General features: G+C 62.8%; 10 protein-coding genes. 4 read left to right on the plus strand and 6 right to left on the minus strand.

The genetic code is table 11. From position 1 onward, the window contains the following. Window positions 1-55 precede the first annotated feature (55 nt). The 3 genes from clpX to tig form a co-directional block, all read right to left on the minus strand. Entirely contained in the window at window positions 56-1,330 is a 1,275-nt protein-coding gene (clpX, locus tag AB5Y93_RS12910; protein WP_010674573.1) for an ATP-dependent protease ATP-binding subunit ClpX, read from the minus strand. A gap of 70 nt (window positions 1,331-1,400) precedes the next feature. Then, window positions 1,401-2,024, minus strand: coding sequence for an ATP-dependent Clp endopeptidase proteolytic subunit ClpP (gene clpP, locus AB5Y93_RS12915; RefSeq protein WP_005324106.1), 624 nt, complete (start codon window positions 2,022-2,024; stop codon window positions 1,401-1,403). Between the two features lie 86 nt (window positions 2,025-2,110). Further along, window positions 2,111-3,421: a trigger factor gene (gene tig / locus AB5Y93_RS12920; RefSeq protein ID WP_010674572.1), complete on the minus strand. Its 1,311-nt coding sequence runs from the start codon at window positions 3,419-3,421 to the stop codon at window positions 2,111-2,113. 430 nt (window positions 3,422-3,851) lie between these two features. Here tig and AB5Y93_RS12925 point away from each other — a divergent pair, with 430 nt between their 5' ends. Then, a complete protein-coding gene (locus AB5Y93_RS12925; protein WP_368229531.1) occupies window positions 3,852-4,286 on the plus strand; it encodes a YccF domain-containing protein in 435 nt (144 codons plus the stop codon). 84 nt (window positions 4,287-4,370) lie between these two features. Beyond that, a complete protein-coding gene (gene yfbR, locus AB5Y93_RS12930) occupies window positions 4,371-4,961 on the plus strand; it encodes a 5'-deoxynucleotidase (protein WP_010674569.1) in 591 nt (196 codons plus the stop codon). 130 nt (window positions 4,962-5,091) lie between these two features. Here the strand turns inward: yfbR and lolE are convergent, their stop codons facing one another. Genes lolE through AB5Y93_RS12945 form a run of 3 tightly spaced genes read right to left on the minus strand, consistent with a single transcriptional unit; the run spans window position 5,092 to window position 8,307 of the window. After that, a complete protein-coding gene (gene lolE, locus AB5Y93_RS12935; protein ID WP_103243212.1) occupies window positions 5,092-6,333 on the minus strand; it encodes a lipoprotein-releasing ABC transporter permease subunit LolE in 1,242 nt (413 codons plus the stop codon). Then, window positions 6,333-7,031, minus strand: a complete 699-nt coding sequence (lolD, locus tag AB5Y93_RS12940; RefSeq protein WP_010674567.1) for a lipoprotein-releasing ABC transporter ATP-binding protein LolD — start codon at window positions 7,029-7,031, stop codon at window positions 6,333-6,335. The genes lolE and lolD overlap by 1 nt, the downstream gene beginning before the upstream one ends. A 40-nt stretch (window positions 7,032-7,071) precedes the next feature. Further along, entirely contained in the window at window positions 7,072-8,307 is a 1,236-nt protein-coding gene (locus AB5Y93_RS12945; protein WP_368229532.1) for a lipoprotein-releasing ABC transporter permease subunit, read from the minus strand. 76 nt (window positions 8,308-8,383) lie between these two features. On the opposite strand from AB5Y93_RS12945, the gene AB5Y93_RS12950 reads away from it, so the two are divergent. After that, on the plus strand, window positions 8,384-8,959 hold the full coding sequence (locus AB5Y93_RS12950; RefSeq protein WP_042863798.1) for a PilZ domain-containing protein: 576 nt from the start codon (window positions 8,384-8,386) through the stop codon (window positions 8,957-8,959). 42 nt (window positions 8,960-9,001) lie between these two features. Further along, a complete protein-coding gene (gene mfd / locus AB5Y93_RS12955; protein ID WP_270807389.1) occupies window positions 9,002-12,466 on the plus strand; it encodes a transcription-repair coupling factor in 3,465 nt (1,154 codons plus the stop codon). Window positions 12,467-12,876 lie beyond the last annotated feature (410 nt).

The raw sequence follows: 12,876 nt of genomic DNA on the forward strand, positions 1-12,876 counted from the left end.
CGTAAAAAGCATGAAAGGGGCAAAAAGCCCCTTTATGTGATTAAAAATCAGACAGTTACTCTGAGGCTGCGGCCTGAGTCTCGGGATTGTCGTAGATCATCAGAGGCGCGGAGTCTCCCTTGATCACCGTCTCGTCGATCACCACCTTGCTGACCCCTTTCAGGGAGGGCAGGTCATACATGGTGTCGAGCAGTACGGCCTCGACAATGGAACGCAGACCCCGGGCACCGGTTTTGCGCTCCATGGCCTTGCGGGCAATGGCATTGAGCGCGTCGTCACGAAACTCCAGCTCCACCTCTTCCAGGGCGAACAGCGCGGCATACTGCTTGGTCAGCGCGTTTTTCGGCTCTTTCAGGATCTGGATGAGGGCAGCCTCGTCAAGCTCGGTCAGGGTCGCGACCACCGGCAGACGGCCGATGAACTCGGGGATGAGACCGTACTTGATGAGATCTTCCGGCTCCACCTTGGCAAAGTTCTCGCTCAGGGTAGCCTTGGCATTCTTGGATTTCACCTCGGCGCCAAAACCGATGCCGGTGCCCTTGACGGAGCGCTGCTCGATCACCTTGTCCAGACCCGCGAAGGCACCACCACAGATGAACAGGATCTTGGAGGTGTCGACCTGCAAAAACTCCTGCTGCGGGTGCTTGCGACCGCCCTGGGGCGGCACGGAGGCGATGGTGCCTTCGATCAGTTTCAGCAGGGCCTGCTGCACCCCTTCCCCGGAGACGTCGCGGGTGATGGAGGGGTTGTCCGACTTGCGGGAGATCTTGTCGATCTCGTCGATGTAGACGATACCGCGCTGGGCCTTCTCCACGTCGTAGTCGCACTTTTGCAGCAACTTCTGGATGATGTTCTCCACGTCCTCGCCCACGTAACCGGCTTCGGTCAGGGTGGTGGCATCGGCCATGGTGAAGGGCACATCAAGCAGACGAGCCAGGGTCTCGGCCAGCAGAGTCTTGCCGCTGCCAGTGGGGCCAATCAGCAGGATGTTGGATTTGCCCAGCTCCACGCCACCGGACTCGCTGCCGCTGCGAAGACGCTTGTAGTGGTTGTAGACAGCCACCGCCAGCACCTTCTTGGCGTACTCCTGACCGATCACGTAGTCGTCCAGATGGGCGCGGATTTCATGAGGGGTCGGCAGCTCGCTACCATCGCGCTTGGGAGAGATCTCGCGGATCTCTTCGCGGATGATGTCGTTGCACAGCTCGACACACTCATCACATACGTAGACGGAAGGGCCAGCGATCAGCTTGCGCACTTCATGCTGGCTTTTGCCGCAGAAAGAGCAATACAGCAGCTTGTCGCCCTCACCCTTGCGTTTCTCTGTCATTCAGCGACCTCGTTTTATCAATAGAGGATGGATCGTCCTGTTGAGTTTACAACAGGACGGGGTACCCTGCTCAGCCGCGCTGGCTCAGGATGCCGTCAACCAGACCATAGGCAACGGCCTGCTCGGCAGACATGAAATTGTCACGGTCGGTGTCGCGCTCGATGGTGGCCATGTCCTGACCGGTATGGAACGCCAGACGATCGTTCAGGGTATTCTTGATTTTCAGGATCTCCTGGGCATGGATCTGGATGTCAGAAGCCTGCCCCTGGAAGCCGCCCAGCGGCTGGTGGATCATCACTCGGGCATTGGGCAGGCAGAAACGCTTGCCCTTGGCGCCACCGGCCAGCAGGAAGGCCCCCATGGAGCAGGCCTGCCCCATGCAGACGGTGCTCACGTCCGGCTTGATGAACTGCATGGTGTCATAAATGGACATACCCGCAGTGACGGCACCACCCGGCGAGTTGATGTAGATGCTGATGTCCTGATCCGGGTTCTCGGACTCCAGGAACAGCAGTTGGGCCACCACCAGGTTCGCCATGTGATCCTCGACCTGACCGGTCAGGAAGATCACCCGCTCTTTCAGCAGACGGGAATAGATGTCGTAGGAACGCTCCCCTTTCGCGGTTTGCTCTACCACCATCGGGATGAGCGCATTGCGTGGGGATTCAGTCACATCGTTATAGTTCTTGTACATAAGGCATTGTCCCTAAAATAAAATGGCCCGAGTGGAGATCACACGAGCCATTATACTTAACAGTTTTGACCTTAAGTCAAATGTTCTTAGGCAGCGGCACCGGACTTGTTGATCACTTCGTCGAAGGCAACTTCTTTCTCGGTGACTTGCGCCTTGGACAGGATCAGATCGATGGCTTGATCTTCAATGGCCAGGTTGCGCACGCCGTTCAGCATCTGCTCGTTCTGCTGATAGTACTCGATCACTTCTTTCGGATCTTCGTAGGCAGTGGCCATGGACTCGATGATGCTGGTCACACGGGCGTCGTCAGCCTTGATCTCGTTGGTGCGGATGACGTCACCCAGCAGCAGACCAACGCGGACACGGCGCTCGGCCTGGGCCTGGAACAGCTCGGCCGGCAGCTCGGGGGCGTTGCCGCCCTGGAAGCCACCGAAGCGCTGCAGAGCCTGCTGACGCAGGGTGTCGATTTCCTGGGCAACGGCAGCCTTCGGCAGATCGATCTGGTTGGCTTCAACCAGGCCGTTCAGTACCTGCTCTTTCACGCTGTTTTTCAGGGCCTGGGCCAGTTCGCGCTCCATGTTCTTGCGCACTTCTGCCTTCAGCTCTTCAACGCTGCCGCTCTCGATGCCGAAACGCTTGACGAACTCTTCGGTCAGCTCGGGCAGCACCTGCTCTTCAACCTTGTGCAGCTTGGAGGCAAACTTGGCAGCCTTGCCCTTCAGGGCTTCGGCGTGGTAGTCAGCCGGGAAAGTCACCTCGATGGTGAACTCGTCGCCCGCTTTCTTGCCCAGGATGGCGTCTTCGAAGCCCGGGATCATGCGGCCAGCGCCCAGTTCCAGGGTGAAGCCTTCAGCCTTGCCACCGTCGAACTCTTCACCGTCGATGGAACCGACGAAGTCCATGGTCACACGCATGCCATTGGCGGCAGCCACAGCGGCTTCAGTCCAGGTGGCGTGCTGCTTGCGCAGGGTGTCGATCATGTTTTCCAGGTCGCTGTCCTTCACGGTGGCAACCGGCTTCTCGACCTTGATGCTCTCCAGACCGGCAACTTCGAACTCCGGATACACTTCGAAAGTGGCGGTGAATTCGAAATCCTGACCTTCTTTGATCTCTTTCGGATCCATGGTCGGGGCGCCAGCCGGGCTCAGTTTGTTCTCGATGATGGCCTTGATGAAGTTGTTCTGCATCATTTCATCGGCAACGCGGGCGTGAGCCATGGCACCGAACATCTTCTTGATGATGGCAACCGGAGCCTTGCCAGGACGGAAACCGTCGATGCGACGGGTTTTGGCCAGGCCATTCAATTCTTTGCGCACGGCGGCGTCAACGGTAGCGGCCGGTACAGTGATGGTAAGACGGCGTTCCAGACCCTGGGTTGTCTCTACAGAAACTTGCATTCTTTTACCTCGTTCAACTCAGCACTGAGTGCTGACCCTTTATTGCCCCCGGGCAAGCCCGGAGTCTTCCTGTTTATAAAGACAACGACTGTCTTTGTGATGAGAAAATATGACGCGACATTATAGCGGCGTGCAGTGGTCGCGTCGAGCCGCACATCCCCCATCCGGGGCACAGACAGCACAATTTGCGCAAGACTTTCTCCTATATGGGGAAGCCTTGCACCGAGTTCAAGCATTCCATCCGCAATAATTTGCACTGGCTCACTCTTTTTCACGGCGAACGGGCCATTTTGATCGCCATCCGCCGCCAATCAGGCACAAAAATGGCGTGCTGCGACCCAAATTGTCCACCTTCTCGCCTGTGCCATTGCGTCCCCCGGCAGGGCTCGCTATGGTGACAGCCAATTCACGTGCTGCTGGAGTCACCCACATGTCCTTTTTCCGCTTCTTCTTCAATCTGCTCTGGTTCGTGCTGGGAGGCGTCTTCATGGGGCTGGCCTGGTGGCTGGCGGGGCTGCTCTGCTTCATCTCCCTCATCGGGATCCCCTGGGGACGCGCCTGCTTCGTCATCGGCACTTTCACCTTCTTCCCGTTTGGCAAGCAGGCGGTGAGCCGCAAGAGCATGACGGGCCAGAGCGACATCGGCACCGGCGCCCTGGGGCTGATTGGCAACATTCTCTGGTTTGTGCTCATCGGGGTCTGGCTGGCCATCGGCCACATCGCCTCGGCGCTGGCCTGTTTCGTCACCATCGTCGGCATCCCGTTCGGCATCCAGCACCTCAAGCTGGCCCTCATCAGCCTGGCCCCCATCGGCCAGATGATAGTGACCAACCACGAGGCCGAATCGGGCCGCTACATCCGCTGACGGCCCATCTCAGGCTATCCTTGCGGGTGGAAAAAAGGGCAGACTAGGGTCTGCCCTTTTTCATTGCCCCATTCGAGGTCTTCCATGCTGCCCAGCCATTTTTTTGCCAACCTCGCCCGTATGCGCCTCATCTACCGCTGGCCCCTGATGCGCAACATCCAGCCCGAAAACATCGCCGAGCACAGCTTGCAGGTCGCCATGGTGGCCCACGCCCTCGGCCTTATCAGCAATCGCCTGTTCGGCGCTCAGGTGGATGCCGACCGGGCCGCCGTCATGGCCCTCTACCACGACAGCAGCGAGGTGCTGACCGGGGATCTGCCCACCCCGGTCAAGTACTTCAATCCCGAAATCGCCCGCGAATACAAAAAGATTGAGCTTGCCGCCGAGCAGCGCCTGCTGGGCATGTTGCCGCCTGAGCTGGTCGAGGACTTTCGCCCCCTGCTCGACTCCGGCGCCCAGGACGAGGCCCTCACCAGCCTGGTGAAGGATGCAGACACCCTCTGTGCCTACACCAAGTGTCTGGAGGAGCTGAGCGTCGGCAACCGGGAGTTCGAGCCCGCGCGAAAGCGCCTCGAGCAGATGCTGGACGCCAGGATGAACCCCGCCATGCGCTACTTCATCGATGTCTTCGTGGGGAGTTTTTCACTGCCTCTCGATGAGTTGAATGCCCATTGATGCCATCAACACGGCACCAGGCATCATTTCCTCCTGCGTATTGCCTCGATAACCGCCACGTCGGGGGTGTCCCCACAAAAGAGTGACAATAAAAAGGGCCCCGCAGGGCCCGTTATCACATCCATGGGCATCAATGCCCCAGTTCCCGGGACGGCACCAGGCCGCTCGCCCGCCAGGCGGGATAGAGGGTCGCCACCAGGCTCATCAGGATGGCGGCGCCGGTCACGATGAGCAAGTCCTGCATGTGCAGCTCGGTCGGCAGGAAGTCGATGAAGTAGATGTCCGGATTGAGGAAACGGTGCCCGATCACCCCTTCGATGGCGCTCAGGATCTGGGTCAGCTTGCTGGAGAGCAGGCCGCCCAGCAGGGCGCCTAGCAAGGCTCCCGCCACCCCGTTCACCATCCCCTGGATGACGAAGGTAAGCCGGATCTGGCCCGGGCTCGCCCCCATGGTCTTCAAGATGGCGATCTCGCTGCGCTTCTCGTTCACCGCCATCACCAGGGTAGAGACGATGTTGAAGCAGGCCACCGCCACCACCATCAGCATCACCACGTACATCACGGTGCGCACCATCTGGATGTCCTGATAGAGATAACCCTGACGGCTCATCCAGCTGCTGATATAGACGTAGTGCGGGAATTTCTGGGCCGCCGCCACCGTGATGGACTGGGCCTTGAGCACGTCGCTCACCTTGAGGCTGAACCCCTCCACCGCGCTGCCCATGCCGGTGATGGCCTGGGCGTCCGCCAGGTGCATGAAGCCGAGCAGGCCGTCGAGCTGGCCACCGATCTCGAGCAGCCCTACCACGGTGAGCACCTCCCGTTTCGGGTTCTTGATGCCGGCGGCATCACCCGCCTGGGGCAGCAGCAGGGTGACGGTGTCTCCCGTCTTGACCCCCAGCTTGTCGGCGATGATCTTGCCGAGGATGACCCCGTGTTCACCCGCCTGCAGCTCGCGAAGACCCCGACCCGTCATGAAGTTGCCCGCATCGGAGAGATTGGCTTCCAGCTCCGGCAGCACCGCACGCAGCTGGACCCCCTTGAGGGCGGAGCCGTGCTCCAGCAGGCCGTCCAGGCGAATGACGGGGGCAGCCGCCTCCACCCCGGGCTGGGCCAGCAGGTAGTCCCTGAGCCGCGGCCAGTCAGGCAGCGGCGCTTCCATGCCGATGAGCTCGCCGTGGGGGACCACGGAGAGCACCCGGTTCTTGAGCTCCCGCTCGAACCCGTTCATGGCGGAGAGGCCAAGAATGAGGGCCATCACCCCGAGGGCGATCCCGATGAGGGAGGAGGCCGAAATGAAGGCGATGAAGCCGTTGCGGCGGCGGGAGCGGCTGTAACGCAGGCCCAGGAACAGGGGCAGCGGCTTGAACATCAGGCGACCTCCGCCATGATGCCGCTCACCAGGGTGACCCGGCGGTGGAGCTTGGCGGCCAGGCTCAAGTCATGGGTCACCACCACGAACGCGGTGCCAAGCTCGCGGTTGAGCTCGCACAAGAGCTCATAGACGGCGGTGGCGCTGGCATGATCTAGGTTACCGGTGGGCTCGTCCGCCAGCACCAGGCTGGGTTCGTTGACCAGGGCACGGGCGATGGCCACCCGCTGGCGCTCACCACCGGAGAGCTCGGACGGTCTGTGGTTGAGACGGTGGGAGAGCCCCACCCGCCCCAGCATCTTGCTCGCCTTCTCGGTGGCGCTGGCCACCGACTCACCGGCGATCAGCAGCGGCATGGCCGCATTTTCCAGCGCACTGAATTCCGAGAGCAGGTGGTGGAACTGGTAAACGAAACCCAGCTCCTGATTGCGAAATCTCGCCTGGGTGCGGCTGTCCCAGCCATGGATGTCCTGCCCCTTGAACAGCACGGCGCCGCTGGAAGGGTTGTCCAGCGCCCCCATCAGGTGCAGCAGGGTGGTCTTGCCGGAGCCCGAGCTCCCCACCACCGCCAGCATCTCCCCGGGGGCGACGTCCAGCTCGATCCCCTTGAGTACCTGGGTCTCCAGATTGCCCTCTTTGTAGACATGGTTGAGGGCCTGGCAGCGCAGCAGCGGCTCGCAGGAGACGGATTGATTCATAACGGGGGCTCCACTTGCACCAGTAACAACAGAAGATGAATTATTCATAACGCAGCGCCTCCGCCGGTTTGACCCGGGCCGCGCGGGAGGCCGGGTAAAGGGTGGCACTGAAACTCAGCAGCACGGCACCCAGCAGGATGGTCATGACCTGGCCCGGCTCGACGATGACCGGCAGACCGCTGCCCCCCGCCGCCATATAGAGGTTGAGCCCAAGGGCATTGAGCAGAGGATTGAGGCCAAAGCAGAGCGCCAGCCCCGCCAGCCCCCCGAACAGGGCGCCGATGAGGCCGCTCGACGCACCCAGCACCATGAAGATCTTGACGATGCCGGATTCGCTCATGCCCATGGTACGCAGGATGGCCACCTCCCCTTCCTTGTCGGTGACCACCATCACCAGGGCGGAGAGGATGTTGAAGGTGGCAACCGCGATGATCAGCACCAGCATCAGCCCCATCATCCGTTTTTCCATGGCCACCGCCTGGAACAGCTCGCCGCGCTCGCGGCGCCAGTCCTGCCACTCCAGCCCGTCCGGCAACGCGGTCTTCACCACCTCGTCGGCGGCGAAGGGATCGTCCAGCCAGAGGCGAATGCCGCCCACCTTGTCTGCGGGCAGGCGCAGCATGCGCTGGGCATCCCCCAGGGCAATCAGGGCCACCTGGCTGTCCACGTCGGCGCCGACCCCGAAGATGCCGGAGACGGTGAAAAGACGCTGGGCCGGCACCCGGCCAAAGGGGGTAAAGCGGGTACCTTCGGTCAGGATGAGACGCACCTGGTCGCCGATAGAGACCTTGAGGCGGCTGGCCACCCCCTGCCCCAGCACGATGTGGTATTCACCGGCCTGCAGGCTGTCAAGGCGCCCTCCCAGCATCTGGGCGTGCAGGATGTCATCCTTTGGCCAGCGGGCGGGATCGATCCCCTGCACGCTCACGCCGGTGAGCTGGCCCGGGCTTTGCAGCATGCCTTCGCTGTCGAGCATGGGGGCCGTGGCTACCACGTAGGGCAGGCGGGCCAGATCGGGCAGACCTTCGGGCTCGGCCTCGATGCGTCCGGCCTGATTGGTCACCACCACATGGGGGATCACCCCGAGGATGCGCCCCTTGAGCTGACCTTCGAACCCGTTCATCACCGAGATCACCACCATCAGGGCGGCGACCCCGATGGCGATGCCAAAGGTGGAGAACAGGGAGATAAAGGAGACGAAGCGGTTACTGCGTCGCGAGCCTGCATAACGCAGGCCGATGGCCAGCGACAGTGGCTGAAAAAGTCCGGTCTTCAAGGATATCTACGTTGCCAACGAAATAAGATACCGGATAATAAAGGGAAACCGTCTATGACAACAAGGGATAGCCTCCATGCAGGAACAGTTCTTCAGCGTCACCCATGCCACGCCGGTCAATGTGATCCCCATGCCGGCCGACTTTCGTCTGCCGACGCTGGAGGCCCTGGAGGCCGAGTTGCCCGAGCCGTTTCGCATCGCCTCCGCCATTACCTCCATCGATCTGGTGAGCAGCCGGTTGCTGCGCAGTCAGAACGAGTCCATGCACGATCTGGTGGAGATCATCAACCAGCAGTCCCGCAAGATCGACATGATCATGGGCTATGTGCTGGCGGCCCAGGATCACCCCGAGCACCGCTTCCACACCCTGCGCTTTGGCGCCGGGCAGCTCACCTACCTGCACCCCCACCAGGGGCACGGGGAGGCCCCCGCCCTGCACCAGATCGTGCGGCTCAAGATCTTCCTGCGGGAAGAGGCCTCCGCCGTCTACTGCTACGGCGAGGTCGTGCAGCGGGACGCCGGAGAGCACGGCACCCACGTGGTGCTCGACTACGTGCGCATCCGCGAGGATGACCGGGAGCTGCTGGTGCGCGCCAGCCTGCATGTGCAGTCGAAACAGCTCAAGCTGCGTGCCCAGGAACGTCAGCGCTAACCCAGGTCCATGTCAAAAGAACGCCAACAGTAAAAGACTCCGATGATGCCAATGACCCTCCCCGCCTTGCCCGCCAAAGCGGGCCAGAAGACAACGTTCGGCCAGCTGGTCGGCAGCAGCCTGGCTCTGGTTGCCGCCCGCCTCACCCGGGAAGCCCGAAGACCCGTCCTGCTGGTCACCGCCGATACCCCGAGCGCCCTGCGCCTTGAACAGGAACTGGGGTTCCTGCTGGCGGATCAGGATTGCCCGGTGCTGCTGTTCCCGGACTGGGAGACCCTGCCCTACGACAGCTTCTCTCCCCACCAGGACATCATCTCCCAGCGCCTCGAGACCCTCTACCAGTTGCCGCAGATGCGCCACGGCGTGCTCATCGTGCCCATCTCCACCCTGATGCTGCGCACGGCGCCCCAGGCTTATCTCGACAAATACAGCCTGATGGTCACAAGCGGCCAGCGCCTCAACCTGCAGCAGCTGCGCGGGCGTCTGGCGGAGGCGGGCTACGTGGCGGTGGAACAGGTGCTGGAGCACGGCGAATTCGCCGCCCGCGGCTCCCTGCTGGATCTCTTCCCCATGGGGAGCAGCCGCCCCTATCGCATTGATTTTTTCGACGACGAGGTGGACTCCATCCGCCCGTTCGACCCCGAGACCCAGCGCTCCAGCGAGCCGGTGAAGTCGGTGAGCCTCCTGCCCGCACGGGAATTTCCCACCGACGAGGGGGCCATCGAGCTGTTTCGTGGCCAGTATCGCGAACAGTTCGAGATCTCCCGCGCCGAGGGCTCCGTCTATCAGGAGGTGAGCAAGGGGCGCTGGCCCGCCGGCATTGAATACTACCTGCCGCTCTTCTTCCAGCAGACCGCCAGCCTGTTTGATTACCTGCCCGAAAACACCCTGCTGCTCACCGTGGGGGAGATCTACCCCGCGGCCCAGCGCTTCTGGAACGACATCGGCCAGCGCTATGAAGACAGACGCTGGGACAACACCCGTCCCCTGCTGCCGCCCCAGCAGATCTATCTGCCGGTGGAGCAGCTCTTCGCCGCCCTCGGGGACTATGGCGCCGTGCGTCTGCAGGAGGCGACCGTTGACGGCGGAGCGGGTCAGCACGATCTGCCCCTCGCCCCCCTGCCGGATCTGCAGCTCGACCACAGCAAGGAGCAGCCCCTGCTGGCCCTTGACGGCTTCCTGCAAGGCTTTGCCGGGCGCACCCTGTTTGCGGTGGAGTCCGAGGGGCGGCGCGAGGGGCTCGGGGATCTGCTCGCACGGATCAACCTGCAACCCCGGGAGTTTGCCTCCCTCGACGCCTTCCTGGTGAGCGATGCGCGCCACGGGCTGCTGGTCTGTCCCCTGGAGCGGGGCTTCCTGCTGCAAGAGCCCGGCCAGACGCCCCTTGCCCTCATCACCGAAGCCGAGCTGCTCGGCGGCAAGATCCGCAGCAAGCGCCAGCGGGACAAGAACAAGAACCTGAGCTCGGATGCGGTGATCCGAAACCTGGGCGAGCTGACCCAGGGCCAGCCGGTGGTGCACCTGGATCACGGGGTCGGTCGCTACCTGGGGCTCGAGACCATAGACGCAGGCGGCCTGCCCACCGAGTTTCTGACCCTGGAATACGCCGGCGGCGACAAGCTGTTCGTGCCGGTCACCAGTTTGCACCTGATCAGCCGCTACACCGGCTCCGACAACCCGCCCAGCCACAAGCTCGGCGGCGAGGCCTGGGTCAAGGCGCGGCGCAAGGCGGCGGAAAAGGTGCGGGACGTGGCGGCCGAGCTGCTGGATGTCTATGCCATGCGGGCAGCCCGTCACGGTTTTGCCTTCAAACACGACCGGGAGGCCTACCGCCAGTTTGCCGCGAGCTTCCCGTTCGAGGAGACCGAGGATCAGCTCAATGCCATCAACGCCGTGCTCGGCGACATGTGCCAGGCCAAGAGCATGGATCGGCTGGTGTGCGGCGACGTGGGCTTTGGCAAGACCGAAGTGGCGATGCGGGCGGCCTTTGTGGCCGTGCACGGCGGCAAGCAGGTGGCCGTGCTGGTGCCCACCACCCTGCTCGCCCAGCAGCACTACGACAACTTCCGCGACCGCTTCGCCAACTGGCCGGTGCGGGTGGAGGTGCTGAGCCGCTTCCGCTCCGCCAAGGAGCAGAGCGCCGTGATGAAGGAGATGGCCGAGGGCAAGGTGGACATCATCATCGGCACCCACAAGCTGCTGGGCGCCGAGCTCACCTTCAAGGATCTGGGGCTGCTCATCGTCGACGAGGAGCACCGCTTCGGGGTGCGCCAGAAGGAGAAGATCAAGGCGCTGCGCGCCGACGTGGATATCCTCACCCTCACCGCGACCCCCATTCCCCGCACCCTCAACATGGCCATGTCCGGCATGCGGGATCTCTCCATCATCGCCACCCCGCCCGCCAAGCGGCTCGCCATCAAGACCTTCGTGCGCCAGCACGAACCTGCGGTGGTGCGCGAGGCGGTACTGCGGGAATTGAAGCGTGGCGGCCAGGTCTACTACCTGCACAACGACGTGGAGAGCATCGAGAAGTGCGCCGCCGATCTTGCCGAGCTGGTGCCGGAGGCGCGCATCGGCATCGCCCACGGCCAGATGCGCGAGCGGGAGCTCGAGCGGGTGATGTCGGACTTCTACCACCAGCGCTTCAACCTGCTGGTGTGCACCACCATCATCGAGACCGGCATCGACGTGCCGAGCGCCAACACCATCATCATGGACCGGGCGGATCATCTCGGTCTGGCCCAGCTGCACCAGCTGCGGGGCCGGGTCGGTCGCTCCCACCACCAGGCCTATGCCTACCTGCTCACCCCCCATCCCAAGCTGATGACCAAGGATGCGGCCAAGCGGCTGGAGGCCATCGCGTCCCTCGAAGATCTCGGTGCCGGCTTTGCGCTCGCCACCCACGATCTGGAGATCCGGGGCGCGGGCGAGCTGCTCGGCGACGATCAGAGCGGCCAGATCGAATCGGTGGGCTTCACCCTCTATATGGAGATGCTGGAGCAAGCGGTGGAGGCGCTCAAACATGGCAAGGAACCGTCGCTGGAGCAGCTCATGAGCCAGCATACCGAGGTGGAGCTGCGTCTGCCCGCCTTGCTCCCGGACGACTACATCCCGGACGTCAACATGCGCCTCTCCATGTACAAGCGCATCGCCAGTGCCGCCGACGAGCAGGAGCTGCGGGAGCTCAAAGTGGAGCTCATCGATCGCTTCGGCCTCTTGCCGGAGCCGACCAAGACGCTGATGGAGCTGGCCGCCTTCCGCCAGCGCGCCACGGCGCTGGGCATTCGCCGGGTGGAGATGAGCGAGCGCGGCGGCTATCTGGACTTCACCCAGGAAACCCGCGTCAACCCGGCCTATCTGGTCAAGCTGCTCTCGGAGCAGCCGCGCATCTACAAGATGGACGGGCCGACCCGGCTGCGCTTCCAGGTACCGACCCAGGACAGGGCCATGCGCCTCAAACTGGTGGACGGCCTGCTGGCGGATCTCGCCCGCCATGCCACCCCCTGAGGGGAAGCATGACGTCAGCAGGGCGCGACCTGCCGCCTACAACAACGGGAGCCCCAGGGCTCCCGTTTCGTTGCTGGCAAGGGGCGGCATCTCGCCCCCGGCCCGCCTTCTTGTCCCCGACGCCTCGGTTCGCCCTCCTGGCAGCACCATTTTACCGCCAAACCCATCCACTGATGCGATACATTGAGTCATCACCCATCTGAAAAACAGATGGATGTGGGGATGATTGTGGGCAACAGACAGGCTCCACGCGCCTCGCGAACCCCACAGATAGCCCGTGCCGTATTTATCCCGCCCACGTATCCAGACCAGGTATCCCGGCAAGGGGGCCACCAGCCATTGCACCGCGACAACCGAGGCGCCGTGTCAGTCTGTCAGTCCGTCAGTCCGTCAGCCCGTCAGCCCGTCAG

Origin of the sequence: Aeromonas sp. R10-1 (assembly GCF_040908465.1) — a bacterium.
Classification (GTDB): Bacteria; Pseudomonadota; Gammaproteobacteria; order Enterobacterales; family Aeromonadaceae; genus Aeromonas; species Aeromonas caviae.